The following is a 20,664-nucleotide window of genomic DNA, read 5'->3' on the forward strand; positions in this document are numbered from 1 at the left end:
ATAGTTATGAATTAAAAACAGGCAAAAACTTCCAGCACATTTTCTACTTTTAGAGTTTGGAAAATCTATGTGCCATTAATGGTGTGAAGTTTCAGATGTTTTTTTGAAGAAATCACAATCTTTTGTAAAATGGCATTTACTGCACAGTGGTGTACGTGGTAAACAGATCCTTCTTCCAAATTCAACCATTGCGCCATTCAACGGTCCCCACAGTTCACTTGGAACCAATTTGGTCAGCTCCATCTCAGTTTCTTGAGGATCTTTTGTACTGACAAAACCAATTCTATTGGATATCCTGTGCACATGTGTATCGACTGCCAGAGCAGGTTTGCCAAAACCGTGGTATAAAACTATATTTGCCGTTTTGCGACCTACTCCGGGAAGTTTCAAAAGTTCTTCCAGATTTGATGGAACCTTTCCTTGATATTGCTCTGCGATTATTTTTGATACGGCTATTATTCTTTCAGCCTTCTGTTTGTACATACCACAAGCTTTAATCAACTCATAAAGCTGAGCTGGTGTAGCTTTTGCGAGAGTCCATGGATCACTGTATCTTGAAAAAAGTTTTCGGCATGCGATTTCGGTGTTTTCATCCCGCGTTCTCTGACTGAGGATTGTACATATCAATATTTTGAAGGGATCGTCTGTAAGCTTCTTTCGGGGAAATAGTTCAACTATTTTTTTTGTTAACTGTATTACTGTCGTTTGATCCGTTTTGCATACCTCCTTTTATTATTGTACAATGATAAAGGAGGTGCAGAAGTTGAATAGACTAAATCAATTTTTTGACAGAATTGAACAGATTGGTGTGGATGTAGCCTTGATCTATAATGTGGAATATTCTTCCAGACCTTCCACTTATTATTTGTCTGGTTTTACTGGATCATTCAGTGTCCTTGTACTGAACAGAGACAAACAGTTCATCATCACCGATTCGAGATATTTTGAGCAGGCTAAACAGCAAACAAAATTTCAATTGATTGAGTACAGAAATGGAGATCTGTTTGACAGCATAAAAGCTGTTTTAGAAGAACTCAAACCCAAAACGATAGGCTTGGAATTTCAAAGAATCAGCCACAACGTCTTTCTCAAGATCAGTGAAAAGGTCAAGTCAAAATTCATACCTCTGGATTCGGTGATAGAATCGATAAGGTCAATCAAAGAACCGCAAGAGGTTGAATACATCAGAAAGGCTATATCGATAAGTGAGAAAGCCTTTCTAAAAACGATAGAGTCAGTAAAAGAGGGCTTAACTGAAAGAGAAATAGCGGCTGAGTTCGAGTACACGATGAAAAAATTCGGTGCCGATGGGATTGCCTTTGAGACAATAGTGATCAGCGGACCAAGAACATCCTTACCGCACGGTAGACCATCAGACAGGAAAATATCTTATGGAGAGCCGATCACTTTTGATTTCGGTGCCGTCGTGAATGGTTACTGCGCAGATATAACACGTACGATTTTCTTTGGCAAACCCGATGACGAGTTCAAAAAGATCTATCAGATCGTTTATGAAGCACAGACTCTGGCTTTGAACGGTGCAAGTGCAAACATGAAAGGTAAATCTGTCGATTTTCTTGCAAGGAATCACATCATTCAGAAAGGTTATGGTCAGTATTTTGGTCACGGTTTGGGACATGGGATAGGTCTTGAGGTTCACGAATCACCGAGAGTGAACTCAACCAGTGAGGAACCTTTGCCAGAATCTGCCGTGGTCACAATAGAACCCGGGATTTACATAGAAGGCAGATACGGGGTTAGAATAGAAGAAGATGTCTTGGTAAGAAAAGACTCTCTTGAAAGACTCACGAGTTTGTCCAGAGAGTTGATTATTATTTGATTCGGAGGTGAAACTGTGGTAGAAGTTGGTGATCTGAAAAAAGGTATGGTTATAATGGTCGACGGAGAACCATACCGTGTGATCGACGTGAACAAGCATCACATGGCAATGGGAAGAGGTATCATCAGAACGAGGTTGAAAAGCGTCAAAACCGGTCTGGTTAAAGACGTCAATTTCAGCAGCGGCGAGCGTGTCGACGAAGCAAATTTAACCTTTAAAGCTGCACAGTATTTGTACAACGACGGCGATCACTACTATTTCATGGCTCTGGATGATTATGAACAGTACGCACTCACAGAAGATGATATTCAGGACGCAAAGTGGTATTTGATCGAAAATCTCGAGGTCAGCATAGTGTTCCTGGAGGACAAACCCATAGGTATACAATTACCAAATGTTGTTGTGCTGAAAATCGTAGAGACTGAACCAACTTTTAAAGGTGACACCGTCTCAGGTGGAGGTAAACCAGCCACACTTGAAACAGGTTTAAAAATCACCGTGCCATTCTTTGTCGAAAATGGTGAACTTGTGAAAGTGGATACGAGAACAGGTGAATATGTTGAACGCGCATAGGAGGTGAAAAAATGGAAACAAAAGGAATGGGCAGTATCGATATTTCAGATGATGCCATAAAAGAGATTGCTTTGAGAAGCGTTTTTTCGACGCTTGAGATTGCAGACGAAAAAAAGCAAAAGAGAATCAGAAAATCAATTGAGATTGACCGTTCTCCAGAGGATAATGTAACGATCAATTTGAAGATAACCGTCCCGTTCGGCAAATCCTTAGTTGAAGTAGCACAAAAGATCATGGAAAGAGTGAAAATGGATATCGAAAGAATGACAGAACTCCAGGTAGTTGCAGTGAACGTGACCATTGAAGATGTCGAAGAAGGAGAGGAACAGAAAACCCAAGAAAAGGAGTGATCATATCCTGTGACTCGTCGCAGTAAGATGAGGGACACCGTTTTCAAAACGATCTTTCAAAATGAGTTTCGGAATGAATCCATAGATGTTTTACTGCAGGAGATCATGAACAACGAGAAAAACGATTCAATCAAAAACGATGTTGCAAGATATGTGCGCGGGATTTATGATAATCTGTCACAGATCGATGAAAAAATTTCTATCTGCCTTGAGAACTGGCATCTTGAAAGATTGTCGTCTGTGGACAGATCTATCCTGCGCTTAGGGACGTATGAATTATTGTATGAGGAAGATGTACCAATAGAAGTTACTCTGGATGAAGCTGTTGAACTTGCAAAGAAATACGGAACGGAGAATAGCGGTAAATTTGTAAATGGTGTACTTGATAAGATAGCAAGATCTTTCGCACCAGAGGTGAAACACTACCTTTGAAGGGGGGAAAGAAAGATGTTGAATGATCTTCAAATAGCACGGGCAGCTAAGTTGAAACCCATCCAGGATATAGCAAAAGATCTCTCAATTCCAAAAGAGTATTTTCGAAATTATGGGGATTACATCGCCAAGATATCCCATAAATTTTTGAGTACGCTGAATTCGACAAAAGGCAAACTAATAATAGTAACGGCTATGACACCGACTCCTGCTGGTGAAGGTAAAACTACAACGAGTATTGGTCTGTCAATGGCTTTAAATAGGCTTGGTTACAAGTCTTTTGTTACTTTGAGAGAGCCTTCATTGGGTCCAGTTTTTGGAGTGAAAGGCGGAGCGGCAGGTGGCGGGTACTCGCAGGTACTACCAATGGAGGACATAAATCTGCATTTCACAGGCGACATACATGCTGTATCCACAGCACACAATCTGATTTCTGCTATGATAGATGCCCATATACGTTTCGAAAACGAGCTTGATATCGATTTAACCCGCATAACCTGGCCAAGGACTATGGATATGAACGATAGGGCTCTGAGGGATATTGTAGTTGGACTTGGAGGTCACGCAAATGGCTATCCAAGACAGGATCATTTTGTCATTACGGCGGCTTCGGAGATAATGGCTATACTGTGTCTATCTAAGGACATAGCCGATCTCAAAAAAAGATTGGGAAATATCGTCATTGGCTGGTCAAGATCAGGTAAACCAGTTACAGTTCATGAGCTTGGAGTCGAAGGTGCTGCTGCTGTTATTCTCAAAGACGCTATTGATCCAAATTTGGTACAGACGATTGAAAACACTCCTGCTTTGGTTCATGGTGGTCCGTTTGCAAACATTGCTCATGGTACAAATTCTATAATCGCCACGAAAATGGCACTTGGATTATCGGAGTATGTTGTCACAGAGACAGGTTTTGGGTCGGACCTTGGTGCAGAAAAATTCTTCGATTTTGTTGCACCACTTGCTGAACTTAAACCTGCTGCGGTAGTAATAGTCGCAACGATCAGGGCTATTAAGTACCACGGTGGAGTTTCCATCAAAGATCTTGGGACTGAGAATTTAGAAGCTATTGCCATGGGTATTGAAAACCTGAAAGCTCATATAGAAAATGTGAAAAAGTACAACCTTCCCATTGTTGTAGCGCTCAACAGATTCGACACAGATACCGAACGCGAGATACAGTATGTACTTGACTTTGTTGAGAAACTCGGTGTGAAAGCCTCGCTGAACGAAGCCTTTGTAAAGGGAAGTGAGGGAACCATAGATCTGGCGAAAAAAGTCATAGACATTGCAGATGAATCGAAGTTCAGTCCAATTTACAGTTGGGATCTACCAGTTGAGAAAAAAATAGAAATCCTTGCCAGAGAAATTTACCATGCAAAAGATGTTGTTTACACAAAAGATGCCGTTGATTCACTCAAGAAACTTTCAAAAGATGGTTTTTCGACTTTGCCTGTGATCGTTGCAAAAACTCAATATTCGCTATCAGATGATCCGTCCAAACTTGGTGCACCAAGCAATTATTCTTTCACTGTGAGAGATTTGAAATTATCTGCTGGTGCAGGTTTTGTTGTTGCGATTTGCGGCGATATCATGTTGATGCCTGGGCTTGGCAAAAGACCAAATGCCATCAACATAGACATTGATGAAAATGGGAACATCACAGGTCTATTTTAGGGGATGATCCCATGTTGATAGATTGTAAATCTATAGCACAATCAATAGATGCTGAAACTTTGTCTTTACTGGAGAAAACTTCAAAAAAACCAAAGTTCGTGAGCATTGCAGTAAAACCAGACCAGGGTACAATTTCTTACCTGAAAAGTCAAAAGAAAAAGGCACAATCTCTTGGCATTGAATGTGAAATGATAAACCTGGAAGATTCATCATTACTCGAAGAAACTCTGACGAAAGCTTCTCGGGACGAGTCCATCTGTGGAATATTCGTGTCGCACCCTTTGCCAGCAGAAGTTGATGAAATGAAGATAGCTGGATCTATAGATGCAAACAAAGATATTGAAGGGAGAAATCCTTTGAATCTTGGATATCTTGCCTATGGTATAGAAGACTTTGCACCATGTACTGCTGCGGCAGTTGTGAAAATTCTCACTTCAGTCACTGATTTAGTGGGTAAGAATGTTGTTGTTATCGGAAGAAGTACCACAGTTGGATTACCCGTCTCGATTATGCTTTTAAGGCGCGATAGAAGCGCTACTGTTACGGTATGTCACAGCAAGACAAGGGATATCCAAAAGATAACTGAAGAAGCAGATGTGGTAATTGTCGCAGTTGGAAAGGCTGGTTTTTTAACACCGGAAATGGTTCGCGATGGTTCGATTGTTATAGATGTTGGAATAAACGTGATCGATGGAAAAGTATTTGGAGATGTAGATAAGTGTGTTCAGCAAAAAGCACTTGTAACTCCTGTCCCAGGTGGAGTTGGAGTTGTGACAACATCCATTTTGATGAACAGGGTTGTGAGAAATGCTCTGAGAGGTGGTATGAATTGAGAGTACTGAGTGGTGTCAGACCGACTGGAAAACCACACATAGGTAATTACATAGGAGCTCTGAAAAATTGGAAAAAACTTCAAGACGAAGGACATGAATGCTTCTATTTTGTAGCTGACTGGCACGCTTTGACCACTTCTTATGATGAAACTAAGGAGTTAAAATCCCATACAAGAGAAGTCATGAGATCTTTTCTTGCCTGTGGACTTGATCCGGAAAAGTCCACACTTTTTGTGCAGTCTGCAGTAAAAGAACATTCTGAACTGGCACTTTTGTTTTCTATGATAGTCCCTCTTTCATGGCTCGAAAGGGTACCAACATACAAAGAGATGAAACAGCAACTCTCTGAAAAGGATCTTTCAAATGCGGGTTTTCTGCTATATCCCGTACTACAAGCGGCTGACATATTGATCTACATGGCTGAAGGAGTACCGGTTGGAGAAGATCAGGTGTATCACGTCGAACTCACCAGAGAGATTGCAAGAAGATTCAACTTCCTCTATGGCGAGCTTTTCCCGGAACCGCAATCTTTACTGTCTATCGTGCCGAAATTACCCGGTACAGACGGCAGAAAGATGAGTAAGAGCTATGGCAACATAATACCACTTGAAAACAGCTTTGCCGATCTTGAGAAAAAAATACTTCCAATGATGACCGACCCAGCCAGAAAGAGAAGAACAGACCCTGGTGATCCCGAAAAATGTCCAGTTTGGAATTATCACATAGCATTTGGAATAAATGAACAGGACAGTCAGTGGGTTATCGAAGGATGTACTAAGGCAAAGATAGGATGCATAGACTGTAAGAAATTGTTACTGAAAAACATGAAGAGAGAACTTGAACCAATTTGGGAAAAGTACGGTGAAATTGATTCAGACCCACACTATGTGGATGACGTTATAGCTAAGGGTAATGAAAAAGCAAGATTGATTGCGCAAAAAACCATGCAGTGCGTCAGAGAAAAAATGAATCTGCTTTTCTGAGGTGATCTGTTGGAACTTGTATTTCGTTTGCAGGAATTCGAAGGTCCATTGGATCTACTGCTCTATCTTGTTAAAAAGCGCAAGATAAGTGTGCGCCAGATTTCTATTTCCCAGTTGGCTGATGAATTTGTTGCGTATGTCGAACAAATGAAAAAATTCGACTTGAACATCACCTCTGATTTCATTGCGATGGCAACTCAACTGATGGAGATGAAATCCAAATACATTCTTCCTTCGCTGACTGAGAAGGAAACAAAGCAACTGGCACAGCAGGAGGAAGATCTCTATAGAAGAATCGAGATGTACGAGAAGATAAAGCAGTTGAGCGAGCAGATCAAAGAAAGAGTCAAAGACATCGGAGCCAGACAGTTAGTGAGACTTCCGTCATTACCGCAAATCGAGCAGGAGAAATTGAATAAGGTTCTCCAGGCTGCTTTACAAGAACTGAATATCCGCAGAGCTGTTTACAAAATAAGAAGACAGAGTTTGACCGTGGAGCAGGCTATGAGCAGAGTGCTTGATTTATTAATGGGCAATGACAACGTTGCTTTGTACGATATTCTTAAATCAGGCGAGAACCGCTATCAGATGATAGTCTATCTTTTGGCAGTCCTCGAATTACTTTTTTTCAAAAAAATTTTGCTTTTCGAGGTCGATGGAAATCTCATTTTGAGGAGGAATGACCTTGAACCTTAAAGCCTTGGTCGAGGCTTTGATCTTTGCCGCACGTGGCATGACCTTAGAAAAGCTTGCAAAAATAACCGGCAGTGATATGGAAGCTGTTGCAAAAGCCGTGGATGAATTGGTTCAGGAATATAGTAGCCAGGACCACGGTGTGGAATTGAAAAAAGTCGGCGATGTGTATCGTTTCTACACAAAACCAGAATATTCTCAAGTAATTAGCAAAACAACAAAGACCTTTTATGCAAAACTTTCTTCAAGCCAGATGGAGATAATCGCAGCAATACTTTTAAATGGTCCTTCTACGATACAGGCGCTCAATGAATTGAGAGGGAAAGATTCCAGTGCGGTAGTTAGATCTTTGCACAAATCAGGCGTTTTGGTGAGAAAAAAACTCTCAAACACCTATGTTTATAATTTGAATGAAAGCTTTAGAGATTTTCTGATGATAGAAGGGGTGCTCGATCAGACGATCGAGCACCAGAACATCACTAAACCTTCGCCTTTGACTTCTGAGCCTTGACGAATTTGCACACACCATGCGGGCAAGAAGAAGATTTTATGTGTTTGACGAAATCTTCTTCGAAGTTTTCAAGAATTGACAGCAAAGGAACGTTGATACTCTGTCCAAGACCACACAAAGATGCTTCTTGAGTGACATATGCTATTTGCTTCAGTGTTTCCAAATCTTCCAGTTTTCCCTGCCCCATACTCATTTTTTCGAGTATCTGCACGGCAAGCCTTGTACCTTCACGGCACGGTGTGCATTTACCACATGATTCATGTGCAAAAAATTGCATCGTATTGAGTGCAACATCCACAGGGCAGACTTCATCTGACATAGCCAGTATGACACCTGATCCGATGGAAACTCCATAATTCTTGAACGAATCATAGTCTAAGGGTACATCGAGTTTATCGACACCGATAAAAGTACCTGCCGTTCCACCAGTTTGAACCATGTACAGATCCTTACCTCCAACAAGGCCACCACCAAATCTGTAGATAAGGTCACGAACAGTTGTACCCATTGGAACCTCTACAATGCCTCTTCTGACGACATTGCCAACAAGTGAGAACACTTTTGTCCCTGGTGAACCAGCAGTTCCAAAGGATTTGAACCAGTCTGGGCCATTGAGAATTATGGAAGGAACATTGGCAAAAGTTTCCACGTTGTTAATCACCGTGGGTTTACCGAATAGACCGTTCGTTGGTGGATATGGTGGTTTCAGCCTCGGTCTGCCAGATTTTCCTTCAATTGATTCAAGCAGGGCGGTTTCTTCACCGCATATATAAGCACCCGCACCGAGTCTGACTGTCAGGTCGAAGTCAAAACCGCTACCCATTATGTCCTTGCCCAAAAATCCATACTCATATGCATCCCTGATTGCCTTTTGAATATTTTCTACTGACCCGTAATACTCACCGCGTATGTATATATATCCTTTGGTTGCTCCAACGGCATATCCGCAGATGATCATTGCTTCAACTACCGAATGTGGATCACCTTCCATTATCAACCTGTCTTTGAAAGTACCAGGTTCACCCTCATCGGCGTTGCAAACCACGTATTTCTGATCAGCTTGGACCTTGGCAGTGAATTCCCATTTCAACCCGGTTGGAAAACCAGCGCCGCCACGTCCACGAAGACCGGAAGCTTTTACGCAATCGAGTACTTGTTGCGGTTTCATCTGGGTCAGGACCTTGTGAAGTGCAAAATACCCGTCTCTGGCTATGTATTCATCTATGTTCCTTGGATCGATATTGCCAACATTTCTCAAAACGATTCTTGTTTCTGCACTGACTTTTTCTTTTTCCACAACGAGTTTTAGCCTGTCTTTTGGTATTTCAAGTGATAGAACAGCTCTTCCTTTGAGCAGATGTTCGGTTACAACTTTCTCAATATCCTGTGTGGAACGAATTGAGTAATAAACATCGTCAGGAAAGACTGCCATGACGACACCTTGCGTGTATACACCCATTGTACCTGTTTCTAAAACATCCACTGTATCCCTGAGATTGTACTTTTCAACCAGTTCTTTCAAATAATTGACAAAGTGTTTTGCACCAAGCAGTACACTGTTGGAATCAACCGATACGAGTACTAACATTGGTTTCATCGCGCATCACCTCCATTTCGGAGGTTTTCGATTATTTCTCTGACTTTCTTCGGTGTGAGATCACCATAATATTGATCGTTTATCATTATCACTGGTGCCACACCACACAGTCCAAGACAACTCGTTGTTTCGAGTGTGAAGAGGTTATCTTTGGTAGTTTCACCAAACTTCACTCCGAGTATCTCCTGCAAAGTTTGAACTATTTCTCTGCCGCCGGTTACATGACATGGCAAATTCACACAGACACGTATTACATATTTACCTCTGGGTTTGGTGGAGAACATCGTGTAAAAAGTCAGAACTTCGTAAACTTTCGATTTTGGTATCATGAGTTCTTCTGCGACTATCTCTGCCGCTTCGATTGGAATGTAATTACCAAAATAGTCCTGAACTTTATGGAGTGTATTGATCAATATATCTCTTTCTTCTAAGGACTCAGATTTTGCCTCTCGAACAAGAGCACTCACCTTCTCGCGATCGACCACAACCAACGCCCCCTTTTTACGGTGATACTTTGCTTATTGCACCAAACCTACAAACTTCAATGCAGCTACCGCATCTTATACAGATCTCGTTATCAATTTGGTGTACTTTTCTTACTTCACCTGAAATTGCATTTACAGGACATACTCTTGCACAGGCGGTACATCCAACACATTTTGCCGGGTCTATAGTGTATCTGATCAGTTTTTTGCATTTGAGAGATGGACAACGTTTTTCTTTAACGTGTGCTTCGTACTCTTTGCGGTAGTATCTCAGGGTGCTCAAAACAGGATTAGGAGCTGTTTGACCAAGCCCGCACAGGGATGTGTCTTTGATAACATTTGCTAAATGCTCTAACTCCTCAAGATCTTCTTCTGTTCCTTCTCCGGATGTTATCTTATCTAAGATCTTCAACATCTGCCTTGTCCCTTCCCTACATGGAGTACATTTTCCACACGATTCATCTACTGTGAATTCCAGGAAAAATCTGGCAACATCAACCATACAGTCGTCTTCATCCATTACTATCATTCCGCCTGAACCCATGATTGCACCAAGTTTCTGAAGTGATTCATAATCCACTGGTGTATCAAAGTACTCGGATGGTATACAACCTCCACTTGGACCTCCGGTCTGTACTGCTTTGATCTTTTTGCCTGTTGATGAACCACCACCTATTTCATACAGAAGTTCTTTTAAGGTTATGCCCATCGGCACTTCAACAAGACCTGTGTTGGTAATCTTTCCAGCGAGAGCGAAAACCTTTGTACCGGGGGATTTTTCTGTGCCTATACTTCTGAACCAGTCTGCTCCTTTGATTATGATTGGTGGTATACAGGCGAAGGTTTCAACGTTGTTTATAACAGTTGGACAACCCCAAACACCACTCTGTGCAGGGTAAGGTGGTTTAACTCGAGGCTGACCTCTTTTCCCTTCGATTGACGCAATCAGTGCCGTTTCCTCACCGCACACGAAAGCACCTGCACCTATTCTTATTTCGATGTCAAAATCGAAGTTGCTGCCCATGATGTTTTGCCCAAGAAAACCGTATTCCTTTGCCTGTGAAATAGCTATGTTAAGCCTTTCAATAGCCAGTGGATACTCCGCCCTCACGTATATATACCCCTGATTTGCACCTATCGCATATCCACCAATAGCCATCGCTTCGAGTACAGTATGTGGATCTCCTTCGAGTACCGAACGATCCATGAATGCTCCGGGGTCACCTTCATCAGCATTGCACACGATGTACTTTCTCTCGCCTTTAGATTTTCTGGTCAGTTCCCATTTTAAACCAGTTGGGAAACCTGCTCCACCTCTACCGCGAAGACCACTTTTCTTTACTTCTTCTATGACCTGTTCAGGACTCATTTCTTTCAAGACTTTTGCCAGAGCAAAGTAGCCGTCTCTTGCTATGTACTCTTCGATATTGACTGGATCTATATAACCCACATTTCGTGTGGCTATTTTCACTTGTTTTGCAAAAAACGGTAGCTTTTCAACGGCTTGCGGTATCGTTTCACCGGTTGGCATTTTGTAAAGGTATTCCTTGACAATTCTTCCCTTCAATATGTGTTCTTCAACGATTTTTCTTGCGGCTTGTGGTGTCAGTTTTTGATAAAAAACGCCTTCAGGGTAGATTACCATCAAAGGTCCCAAACTGCAGGCTCCCATACAACCAGTTTCAACAACTCTCACGACATCATTCAGAGCGTATTTTTCAATCTCTTTTTCAAGTGCTTGCTTCACGCTCTCTTCTCCTGCAGAAATGCAAGCACCTCCTGCACAAATCAGGATCGTAGTCGCTGCCAGTGGCACTCAGATCACCTCTTCTTAGATTTCTCCTCTTTTGACCAGTAAGTCAGTGACAATTTGATTGGACATTATGTGTAGTTTTACGATTCTTCTTGCGTTTTCGGGAGTTACATGACCGTAAACGACCGGTTCTTGACCTTCTATTCTCACCTCAACAGTTGGTTCAACTTCACACAAGCCCATGCATCCTGACTGTACAACTGAGATGTCGTTGATATTATTCTCGCTGAGAGCTTCAACAATAGCTTTGAGAGTATCCTTGGCTCCAGCGGCTATACCACAGGTACCCATTGCCACTGTAATTTTTCCTCTTTTTCCCGTATCTCTTAACTGAAGTTCTTTAACAGCCTTCTCTTTGATTTTCATTAAATCCTCAATCGATTTTATTTTGTTCATTATTCCTTCACCTCCTTGTATTTTTCAATAATCCTTGGAACCATATCTGGCTTTACTCTGCCATAGAAATCCTTTTCACCTATGAGAACCACCGGTGCCATACTGCAAGCGCCGAGGCACCTGACGGGATGAACTGAAAATTGTCCATCCTTGGTCGGCTCTTCTGGTTTCGTGCCAAGTTCTTCTAAAAACCTCTCGAAAACTCTGTCTCCACCCTTGACGTAGCAGGCTGTACCAAGACATACCTTGATCTGTACCTTTCCTTTCGGTTTGGTTGAAAAGAAATTGTAGAAGGTCACAACTCCATAGACTTGAGAGACCGGGATGTTAAGTGCATCTGCAATATGCTGCTGCACCTCTACGGAAAGATAACCAAACAACTCCTGGGCTTTTTGCAAGACAGAGATGAGCTTATCCGGTTTTGCACCGATAGAACTGATGTAGTTGTCCAATTCCTTGAACAGTCGTTCACCTGTAGTGCAGAGATCTGGCAATTGTTCCACCTCCTGTTAATAAATTCACAAACTTCAGCTCGATTATACCACTTTTGGTTGAAAAAAGCACATGTGATGGTAAAGTAAATAATGGAGGGATAGAAAATGACCATGCTGATTAAAGTAGACCCGCTTAAACCAGCTGAAGATGTCCTTCGCAAGGCGGCTGATTTGATAAGGGAAGGTGGTGTTGTTGCGTTTCCTACAGAAACAGTCTATGGCCTTGGTGCCGATTGTTTCAATGTATCAGCTGTATTGAAAGTTTTTCAAATAAAAAACAGACCTGCCGATAATCCTTTGATCGTTCACATATTTGATAGAAAACAACTTGGCGATCTCATAGATCAGGATTACCAGAAAGCTTCTGCGATCATGGATGTTTTCTGGCCCGGTCCAGTAACTCTCATATTCAGAAAAAAGCCCGCTGTTCCGAAAGAAGTAACAGGAGGACTTGAAACCATAGCCGTCAGAATGCCAAGCCATCCGGTTGCACAGAAGTTTTTGATGCTGTGTGGTACACCCGTAGCCGCACCGAGTGCAAATCTATCTGGAAGACCAAGCCCAACAAGAGCTGAACACGTGATAGAAGATCTTTATGGTTTGGTTGATGCGATCATAGATGGTGGAGAAACTCCTTTTGGAATTGAGTCAACCATAGTAGACTTTTCAAGACAAAAGCCCGTTCTTTTGCGCCCGGGTCCTGCCACAATAGAGGAAATACAAAGACTCATACCAAATCTCGAAATTCCAGAGTTTCTTCTGAAAAAAGTGGACGAGCCTGTCAGACCACTTTCCCCTGGTATGACTTACAGACACTATGCACCCGAAAAACCTTTGATTCTTGTGGTGAATGAAAAAAGACTCGATGAAATACTCTTGAAATACCCTGATGCCCCCGTCATATGTCCTCAAGAAATGGTTACAAAGTTCTATGGTAGAAAAACCATCGTTCTTGGGACGCTGAAAGAACCTTTCACGATTGCTCAGAATCTTTTTCACGTACTCAGAACGGTGGACTCAGTTACAGTTGAAGCTGCAATTGTAATTGGTTTTGAACCAAAAGGTATACTTTTTTCTGTAATGAATCGCTTGAGAAAAGCCGCAACCGAGATTGTAGAATAACTGTAACTTCACGGTGCCTGGTTTTTAAAGATTTTCATCGGCAAAAATGTTTATCAACGCGTAAAATAACAGTGAGACCACTTTTGAGGAGGTGAGTTTCCTTGGAAAGCACCAGTAGTTCATTCAGTTTACCGCCATAGATATTGAGGAGGTGACTTGATGAAAGTAAAAGTGCAAGTCGATATCAAAAGGTTTATCGAAAATGGAGATTTCAGAACGCTGAAAACGATACTGACCCAACAGGAACCTGCCGAAATACTTGAAATGATTGAAGAACTTCCGCCAGATGAAAAGATAATAGTTTTTCGTCTGCTTCCCAAAGACCAGGCAGCTTTGGTTTTCAGTGAGCTTGAGACAGATGACCAGATAGCATTAATAAAGTTGTTCAAGGAAGAAAGGCTCAGAGAAATCATATCTTCAATGGATCCAGATGACAGAGCAGAGCTTTTGGAAGAAATGCCGGCAAACGTTGTGAACAAATTGCTTTCCTATCTGACGCCAGAAGAGAGAAAAATTACTTTGTCTTTGCTCAACTATCCTGAGAACTCTGCGGGTCGTTTGACAACTCCAAAGTGCCTTGAGCTGTATTCAGGTATGACTGTTAGCGAAGCCCTGGAGAAGATCAGGAAGGAGGGTAAGGACAAAGAAACAGTTCACCTGATGCCCGTAATAGATAGATCAAGAAAGTTGCTTGGTAGCGTGGAACTGCAGGATTTGATCTTTGCAGAACCGACTTCCTTAGTTGAACAGATCATGAATTCAGAACCTATTTTTGTTTATGCCACCACAGATCAGGAAGAAGTTGCTCAGATAATGAGAAAGTATGACCTGTTTGTCGTACCAGTTGTGGACAGCGAACAGCGACTGATAGGGATCATCACCATAGATGACATCGTAGATGTGATAGATGAAGAGGCAACGGAAGACATCCAGAAAATGAGCTCGATAGTTACAACCGAAGAACCTTATCTTCACGTGAGTGGATGGAAATTGGTATTTAAAAGACTGCCCTGGCTTGTGGCTTTGCTTTTAATTGAAAGTATCAACGGTAATGTGATAGCAAAATTTGAGCATTTTCTCGCATCTTTGCCCATAGTTGCTGCTTTTATGCCGACAATGATGGACACCGGGGGAAATATTGGTTCGCAGATTTCAGCACTTATCATAAGAGGCATGGCACTTGGTGAGATAAAATCAAAAGATTGGTGGAAGATCATTTTACGTGAGATACTGATCGGCTCTGTGCTTGGGATCTTGCTTGGTCTGGTTTTATTTTTCAGATCGATGATGATCAGTCCGTCTATCAAAGTTGGATTGGCGGTTTCCTTAGCTTTGACTGTTGTTGTGATTTTTGCTAACATCCTTGGTGCTTTTCTGCCGTTCTTAGCGCGTCTTGTACATATAGACCCGGCTTTAATGGCTGGTCCACTGCTGACAACCATAGTCGATGTTGCGGGAATTGTTATGTACTTCATCATTGTTCATATGATGCTCGGGTGATTTTGACTTTTTTTGCTAAAGGGCGTATAATCTTGTAAGCCCGAAAGGGGTTATTTCGTTTTTGCAGGGAGGAGTTTTACCATGAAAGGTACTGTCAAGTGGTTTGACCCCAAAAAGGGGTATGGTTTTATCACTAAGAAGGAGGGTGGAGATGTTTTTGTCCACTGGTCAGCATTAGAAATGGACGGCTTCAAAACCCTCAAGGAAGGTCAGGAAGTTGAATTCGAGATTCAAGATGGTCCAAAAGGTCCTCAGGCAGCCCATGTAAAAGTTGTTGGGTGATGGCAAAAACCTGACCATAATTAAAGCCCCGCAATGTGCGGGGCTTTTATTTTCTCAATTTGCACCTTAGAATCTTATGGACACATTTGCTCCGACAGGTACTGATGTACAACTATTATTGTTACCATATGTTCTCATTTCTATGCCTGCTCCTGCTCCAATGGCAAAGTTGCTCATATCAAAGGTGTAAAAGACACCTATTCCAACTACATAACCAAGTTTATCAAAATTTGTAAAACCAGGTATCGATAAACCACCGTAACCTTTGACTGTAACAGATGAAAAATCATCGATCGGCAGATTGTATTTAGCCGCAACTAATAGATCAAGCGTATACTGAGTATCTACACCACCTAAGAAATTTGCTATGGTATCTGTCGAATTAGAAATGAACCAGGACAGTCCAACTCCCCCACCAATTTCTACACCTTCGGATACTTCATACGTTATCAGCGCTCCAAAAGATACATAGGCAGTTGGAGATGCAGTGGTTGGTGTAGCAAACAACACAAAATCGTAAGAACCAAAGATATCGGTATTCACCTGAGCCAGAGCAACAACACCCAGAAGAGCTGCAAATAAGACCAACACTTTCTTCATTCATATTCCTCCCTTCAGAATAACAGTTCTGTCAGAAAGTATATCACAATTTTTGTCGATTGTTGTAATGGTTTTTCATTGCTTCATTTTCCGGCAGAGACATTATTTCCTCTATGACTTTTACAGCTTGTTCGTAAGATTTTGTTCTTACATCTTTAATCAATATTTCCACCAGAGCTTCTTTATCACCGTTCATTATCGCATACAGCGCCCATTCCATCCTGAGCATCCTTGGAAACAGGTACATTTTTATGACCTTTTCACTCAACGGCGGGTCGATTTTTTCCACGTGCCAGCCGTTTCTATCAACTATTGCAGGCACTTCGACCACAACTTGGTCTGGTATCTGTGGTATATACCCCCGGTTTGGAACATTTATGACAAATCTTTGAGCGTTGTTGTTGACAATTGCGTCTATGAAGGGTATGTGTTGTTCTCCGCTTAGAGCGGTGGGGGATGTGAAGATTTTTATTTCTTGCTTGAGTTCTTCAGGTACAGATCCCTTTGGCAGGAATTTAAGGTAAGACTCTAAAGAAAGGAGTTTGATGGATTTGTTTGTCGACAGATAATTTATCGCGTCTGTTATCATCTTCAGCCTGTCTTGATACCATTTCCATCCAAGTTCTGAGTCGGCACCTCCCCATGGTTCTCCATACCATTTCTTCTTCACCTCAAGGTTGTAATTGTATTTCCATGAACCGTTCCTTGGAGTATCACCTATGGGCATCTGACCGTAGAATTTGTACATATCAATGGAAGCGGGGCTCAATTGCAAATCAAAGGGTGTTTTTGGTTTCCACGATTTTGAATTCTGTTCAATCCACTTTTCGACGAATCGATAGCCATCGCTTTTGTCGTAGAGAAATCTATTGAGCCAGATAGCGTGATTGAATCCGGCTACCTGCCAGTCAACTTTTTTCATATCCAGTCCGAGAGCTTCGACCATTTCATGAACACCGTAGTGTCCGTGGCAAAATCCCACTACCTTGATTTTTGAACATCGATTTATCAGGTTTGTACCCTCGAAGACGGGATTTGCTGTTTGCAAAAGCCATGCATTTGGACAGAGTTCCTCCATTTTTCTTGCCACGTCAACGAAAAACTTCAACTGGTTAAAGTTGCTGATGGTGTAGTAATCTGAAACCATGTTGAACTCCTGAGTATCAATTCCCCTATAATACCCGTATTTTTCGCCGATCTGTCGGGTTCTTTCAAGATAGCTATGTCCACCAACCATGGCTGTGTTTATCACAAAGTCTGCATCTCTCAGCGAATCTTCAAGTCGTGTGGTTTTCTCAAAACGCAGATCTCCTCCGAGTTCCTTAACGTACCTTGTTGCGAGATCATAGACACCGTTCAATCTGGTTTCATCGATATCCATCAATGACACCAGACTCCCAGCAAGGCTGTTCGTCTTACAAAGATCATTCACCAGTCTCATGGAAAACACTGCGCTGCCGGCTCCAATGATACTGATCTTCACAGGTGCCATAGTCCACCTCCTTCTGTCTGATACCAAGCAACTCAAAGGCTCGGTCTACTTTTCAGCATGAAAACTCAAACAAAAAATTTCTACTTTTTTAATTTTATCACTTTATTCGCTGGATCACAAATGCTTATGTGAATCTCGGTTTGGGTGTAAAATTTACAATGGGGGAGTATCCGGGGTGATAAAGTGAAAACCAGAAAGCGGCAAAAAGGGTTCATCAGATTGTTTATGGTTTTTCTTTTCACGATGCTGATTTTGTTGATACTGTATCCGAAAAATCAGAATGTTGGTGGCCTTGGCTATTTTGAGATCATGGATTTTTTTGCACGTATTTTCATAATATGCATTCTTTTCAGTTATTCTTATATCTTTTTGAAAGCTGGTGTATTTCTTTTTGCTTATTCAAAAATATTCAAAATCGTTGGAATCATTTCCTCTACTAAGATAGTTTCTGAAATAGGTGTGATTTTGGAAACAAGTGGTGTTGTTCTGGTAGCAGTCAGCCTGATTTTGCTGTCCAGAAATGTTTTGAATGATCAATTATTCAACCTGGCTTTTTCGGATTCATTAACGGGTTTGATGAACAGGCATGCGTTTTTATATCAGGCACAAAAAACACTTAGAGTTCTGTCTGAGAAAGATAAAAATGCAGCTATTATATATGTTGATCTGAACAAATTCAAATCTGTCAACGATTACCACGGTCATCACACTGGAGATGAGGTACTTGGGATAGTCGGTAAAAGGATTAAGACCACTGTTAGAAATAAAGATCTAATAGCAAGGTTTGGTGGAGATGAATTTGTGTTCTTTTTACCAGATTCAGACTGGAAGGTGGCTGAGGAGGTGGCAAAAAGAGTTGTTGAAAAAATTTCTCGCCCAATTATAATCAATGGTGTACAATTCTGTCTTGGGGCAAGTGCAGGTATAGCAGTTTTCCCAGATGATGGAAAAACAGTGGAAGAACTGATCAAAAATGCAGATAGAGCTATGTACAGAGCAAAGAACACATCTGCCGGTTACATGTTTTCTTCACAAATTGAAGGAGTTTGAGGTGATACAGTGTACGAAGAACAAAAGAGTCAGGTGGTACAGTTTGGCTTGAAGATTCTCAGATCCAATCATGTGAGTGGTACTTCCGGTAATATAAGTTTGAGAGTTTCCAATGATTTATTGTTGATCACACCCAGTGGAATTCCGTACGATGAACTTCATCCCCAGGACATACCTGTCATAGATTTACAAGGTCGGTTGATCGAAGGAAATCTCAAGCCATCGATAGAGTATCAACTTCACACGATGATATACAAAACCTTTCAGGATATCGCCGCTGTTATTCATACCCATTCGATCTACTCGACAGTTCTGTCCGTACTCCGTAAACCATTGCCTGCAATTAATGAAACGCTTTTGATGATCGGTCAGTTGATACCTGTCAGCGAATATGCAAATGCTGGTTCCTTAGAACTTGCCAAAAACGTTGTTGAGTGCATGAAAAAAAGCAGGGCGGTTATTATGGCAAACCACGGACTCATCTGCGCAGCGGGAACACTTAAAGAGGCATTCGATATGTGTGAAACTGTCGAAAGGGGCGCACAGATTTATATCACAGCACTCTCAACAGGTTTCGCAGTTCAAACGATCGATGAAAAACATGCAAAAGAAGCAATTGAATTTCTCAAGAAAAACTACGGGCAACGACGGTAAGTGGTTCACTTTTTTCTGCTTGCCACGAGCATTATTATTCCAAATATGACAACGAGTGTTCCAAAAATCATTCGCGATTGATACAAACTTATACCAAATAAAATTGCACTGATTGAAAAAAGAATAATTGATCCGACAAGAACACCTTTACTGCGACTGGCAAAATAAGTTTGAATCATGCCAACAGCCGGTGCCATGACAAAGACGGGCCAGAGATAAACCATGTATGAAAAACCTTTAAAAGTACAGAAAAGTAAAAGAAGACCTATGGTGGTGAGAATTCCACCAGGTATGAATCTGCCAGTCGACTTACCAAACGCACCAAATTCAAAACCAAGTCCAAGCACAATCAGTATCACAGACCAGACGTAGTTTGCATTGAGGTTGAATATCAGAAATATACCAAAGATGATCAAGAAAATAGCAACTAATGTGCCGCTTATACTGATTTTCCCCATTTGAACCACCTTCTTACAAATTCAGGTCTTTTTGTAGTTGTAATGCCTTCAGATATGTTTCCTGTATGGTTTTCATCAAGGCTCCTCTGATACCTTCTCTCTCCATTCTGTATATTCCTTCTATTGTTGTTCCACCGGGTGAAGTCACCACATGTCTGAATTCACCAGGGTGATTTTTGAGTTTGAGCAAAAGCTCTGCAGAACCTATAATTGTCTCAAGTACCATGAGCCTTGAAGTCTCATATGAAAGCCCCATTCTGATACCTGCATCGATCAAAGCTTCTATAATGACAAAAATGAAAGCTGGCGCGCTACCACTCAAAGCAGTCACAGCCGCGATGTGATCTTCATCAACTTCAACAATTTTTCCTAAGCAGGATAATATTTTACAGCATTTATTCCACGTGTCGTCATCTAACTGCTTAGAGCGCGCGGCACCCACCACACCTTTACCAATCATGCTGGGAATATTTGGCATTATCCTTATGACTTTCTTGCACTGTGTTTGTTTTATGATCTTTTCAATACTCACGGCTGTCATTGTGCTTATCAAAACCTTATCGCCAATCTGCCCAATATTTGAAAACAACTGATCGCTGTCCTGAGGCTTGACGCAAAAAAATATTATTTCACACATTTCAATAGTTTCTCTGTTAGTCGTGACTCGATACCCATTTTCAGCAAAAGACTTGATCTTGCTGAAAGATCGATTACTCAAAACAACCTCCTGTGGTTTGAAGTAACCACTTTCAACAAGTCTTTTTGCAATTATTGAACCGATATTTCCAACACCGATTATTCCAATCATGGCAGACTCCCCCTGCATTCT

The 20,664-nt window shown here is 41.5% G+C and carries 24 protein-coding genes; 14 read left to right on the plus strand and 10 right to left on the minus strand.

What is annotated here, in order from left to right:
- Positions 1 to 75 precede the first annotated feature (75 nt).
- The gene (gene nth, locus AC4E92_RS01140) at positions 76 to 696 is read right to left on the minus strand and encodes an endonuclease III (RefSeq protein WP_490238883.1); all 621 of its coding nucleotides are present in this window, start codon (positions 694 to 696) and stop codon (positions 76 to 78) included.
- 58 nt (positions 697 to 754) lie between these two features.
- On the opposite strand from nth, the gene AC4E92_RS01145 reads away from it, so the two are divergent.
- The 9 genes from AC4E92_RS01145 to AC4E92_RS01185 are packed head-to-tail and all read left to right on the plus strand — an operon-like array spanning position 755 to position 7,892.
- On the plus strand, positions 755 to 1,840 hold the full coding sequence (locus AC4E92_RS01145) for a M24 family metallopeptidase (RefSeq protein WP_490238741.1): 1,086 nt from the start codon (positions 755 to 757) through the stop codon (positions 1,838 to 1,840).
- A gap of 15 nt (positions 1,841 to 1,855) precedes the next feature.
- A complete protein-coding gene (gene efp / locus AC4E92_RS01150) occupies positions 1,856 to 2,413 on the plus strand; it encodes an elongation factor P (RefSeq protein ID WP_490238742.1) in 558 nt (185 codons plus the stop codon).
- Positions 2,414 to 2,424: 11 nt separating this feature from the next.
- Positions 2,425 to 2,763 (plus strand): Asp23/Gls24 family envelope stress response protein, encoded by a 339-nt coding sequence (locus AC4E92_RS01155; protein WP_490238743.1) that lies wholly within the window; start codon positions 2,425 to 2,427, stop codon positions 2,761 to 2,763.
- A gap of 27 nt (positions 2,764 to 2,790) precedes the next feature.
- Entirely contained in the window at positions 2,791 to 3,195 is a 405-nt protein-coding gene (gene nusB, locus AC4E92_RS01160) for a transcription antitermination factor NusB (RefSeq protein ID WP_490238884.1), read from the plus strand.
- 15 nt (positions 3,196 to 3,210) lie between these two features.
- On the plus strand, positions 3,211 to 4,872 hold the full coding sequence (locus AC4E92_RS01165) for a formate--tetrahydrofolate ligase (protein ID WP_490238744.1): 1,662 nt from the start codon (positions 3,211 to 3,213) through the stop codon (positions 4,870 to 4,872).
- A gap of 11 nt (positions 4,873 to 4,883) precedes the next feature.
- Positions 4,884 to 5,705: a bifunctional 5,10-methylenetetrahydrofolate dehydrogenase/5,10-methenyltetrahydrofolate cyclohydrolase gene (locus tag AC4E92_RS01170; protein ID WP_490238745.1), complete on the plus strand. Its 822-nt coding sequence runs from the start codon at positions 4,884 to 4,886 to the stop codon at positions 5,703 to 5,705.
- A complete protein-coding gene (gene trpS / locus AC4E92_RS01175; RefSeq protein ID WP_490238746.1) occupies positions 5,702 to 6,688 on the plus strand; it encodes a tryptophan--tRNA ligase in 987 nt (328 codons plus the stop codon). Before AC4E92_RS01170 ends, trpS begins: the two co-directional genes overlap by 4 nt.
- Positions 6,689 to 6,697: 9 nt before the next feature.
- Entirely contained in the window at positions 6,698 to 7,384 is a 687-nt protein-coding gene (locus AC4E92_RS01180; RefSeq protein WP_490238747.1) for a segregation and condensation protein A, read from the plus strand.
- Positions 7,368 to 7,892 (plus strand): SMC-Scp complex subunit ScpB, encoded by a 525-nt coding sequence (locus AC4E92_RS01185; RefSeq protein ID WP_490238748.1) that lies wholly within the window; start codon positions 7,368 to 7,370, stop codon positions 7,890 to 7,892. Before AC4E92_RS01180 ends, AC4E92_RS01185 begins: the two co-directional genes overlap by 17 nt.
- Here AC4E92_RS01185 and nuoF (AC4E92_RS01190) read toward each other — a convergent pair.
- From nuoF (AC4E92_RS01190) to AC4E92_RS01210, 5 genes are read right to left on the minus strand one after another with little or no spacing between them, the layout of a single operon-like run.
- A complete protein-coding gene (gene nuoF / locus AC4E92_RS01190) occupies positions 7,861 to 9,489 on the minus strand; it encodes an NADH-quinone oxidoreductase subunit NuoF (protein WP_490238749.1) in 1,629 nt (542 codons plus the stop codon). The two genes, AC4E92_RS01185 and nuoF (AC4E92_RS01190), sit on opposite strands and share 32 nt — an antisense overlap.
- A complete protein-coding gene (gene nuoE / locus AC4E92_RS01195) occupies positions 9,486 to 9,974 on the minus strand; it encodes an NADH-quinone oxidoreductase subunit NuoE (protein WP_490238750.1) in 489 nt (162 codons plus the stop codon). Before nuoE ends, nuoF (AC4E92_RS01190) begins: the two co-directional genes overlap by 4 nt.
- 16 nt (positions 9,975 to 9,990) lie before the next feature.
- Positions 9,991 to 11,790 carry an NADH-quinone oxidoreductase subunit NuoF gene (gene nuoF, locus AC4E92_RS01200; protein WP_490238751.1) on the minus strand — a complete coding sequence of 600 codons (1,800 nt, stop codon included), beginning with the start codon at positions 11,788 to 11,790 and terminating at the stop codon, positions 9,991 to 9,993.
- Positions 11,791 to 11,805: 15 nt separating this feature from the next.
- Positions 11,806 to 12,183 (minus strand): (2Fe-2S) ferredoxin domain-containing protein, encoded by a 378-nt coding sequence (locus tag AC4E92_RS01205; RefSeq protein ID WP_490238752.1) that lies wholly within the window; start codon positions 12,181 to 12,183, stop codon positions 11,806 to 11,808.
- Positions 12,183 to 12,677, minus strand: coding sequence for an NADH-quinone oxidoreductase subunit NuoE family protein (locus AC4E92_RS01210; RefSeq protein ID WP_490238753.1), 495 nt, complete (start codon positions 12,675 to 12,677; stop codon positions 12,183 to 12,185). Before AC4E92_RS01210 ends, AC4E92_RS01205 begins: the two co-directional genes overlap by 1 nt.
- Positions 12,678 to 12,782: 105 nt before the next feature.
- On the opposite strand from AC4E92_RS01210, the gene AC4E92_RS01215 reads away from it, so the two are divergent.
- The 3 genes from AC4E92_RS01215 to AC4E92_RS01225 all read left to right on the plus strand — a co-directional run bounded on the left by AC4E92_RS01215 (position 12,783) and on the right by AC4E92_RS01225 (position 15,581).
- Positions 12,783 to 13,799, plus strand: a complete 1,017-nt coding sequence (locus tag AC4E92_RS01215) for an L-threonylcarbamoyladenylate synthase (protein WP_490238754.1) — start codon at positions 12,783 to 12,785, stop codon at positions 13,797 to 13,799.
- A 159-nt stretch (positions 13,800 to 13,958) separates the two neighbouring features.
- Positions 13,959 to 15,299 carry a magnesium transporter gene (gene mgtE / locus AC4E92_RS01220; RefSeq protein ID WP_490238755.1) on the plus strand — a complete coding sequence of 447 codons (1,341 nt, stop codon included), beginning with the start codon at positions 13,959 to 13,961 and terminating at the stop codon, positions 15,297 to 15,299.
- A gap of 81 nt (positions 15,300 to 15,380) precedes the next feature.
- Positions 15,381 to 15,581 (plus strand): cold-shock protein, encoded by a 201-nt coding sequence (locus tag AC4E92_RS01225; protein ID WP_041082518.1) that lies wholly within the window; start codon positions 15,381 to 15,383, stop codon positions 15,579 to 15,581.
- 66 nt (positions 15,582 to 15,647) lie between these two features.
- On the opposite strand, the gene AC4E92_RS01230 is transcribed toward AC4E92_RS01225, so the two are convergent.
- Entirely contained in the window at positions 15,648 to 16,181 is a 534-nt protein-coding gene (locus AC4E92_RS01230) for a hypothetical protein (protein ID WP_490238756.1), read from the minus strand.
- Positions 16,182 to 16,224: 43 nt separating this feature from the next.
- Complete coding sequence (gene aglA / locus AC4E92_RS01235) at positions 16,225 to 17,673, minus strand: alpha-glucosidase AglA (RefSeq protein WP_490238757.1); 1,449 nt, start codon at positions 17,671 to 17,673, stop codon at positions 16,225 to 16,227.
- Positions 17,674 to 17,856: 183 nt separating this feature from the next.
- On the opposite strand from aglA, the gene AC4E92_RS01240 reads away from it, so the two are divergent.
- Both AC4E92_RS01240 and AC4E92_RS01245 read left to right on the plus strand, forming a co-directional pair.
- Positions 17,857 to 18,723: a diguanylate cyclase domain-containing protein gene (locus tag AC4E92_RS01240; RefSeq protein ID WP_490238758.1), complete on the plus strand. Its 867-nt coding sequence runs from the start codon at positions 17,857 to 17,859 to the stop codon at positions 18,721 to 18,723.
- Between the two features lie 9 nt (positions 18,724 to 18,732).
- Positions 18,733 to 19,377, plus strand: a complete 645-nt coding sequence (locus AC4E92_RS01245; protein WP_490238759.1) for a class II aldolase/adducin family protein — start codon at positions 18,733 to 18,735, stop codon at positions 19,375 to 19,377.
- 5 nt (positions 19,378 to 19,382) lie between these two features.
- On the opposite strand, the gene AC4E92_RS01250 is transcribed toward AC4E92_RS01245, so the two are convergent.
- Together AC4E92_RS01250 and proC are read right to left on the minus strand one after the other, a co-directional pair.
- The gene (locus AC4E92_RS01250; protein ID WP_490238760.1) at positions 19,383 to 19,835 is read right to left on the minus strand and encodes a hypothetical protein; all 453 of its coding nucleotides are present in this window, start codon (positions 19,833 to 19,835) and stop codon (positions 19,383 to 19,385) included.
- Between the two features lie 13 nt (positions 19,836 to 19,848).
- On the minus strand, positions 19,849 to 20,643 hold the full coding sequence (gene proC, locus AC4E92_RS01255) for a pyrroline-5-carboxylate reductase (RefSeq protein ID WP_490238761.1): 795 nt from the start codon (positions 20,641 to 20,643) through the stop codon (positions 19,849 to 19,851).
- Positions 20,644 to 20,664: the final 21 nt, after the last annotated feature.

The organism is Pseudothermotoga sp. (assembly GCF_031962025.1).
Taxonomy (GTDB): Bacteria; Thermotogota; Thermotogae; order Thermotogales; family DSM-5069; genus Pseudothermotoga_B.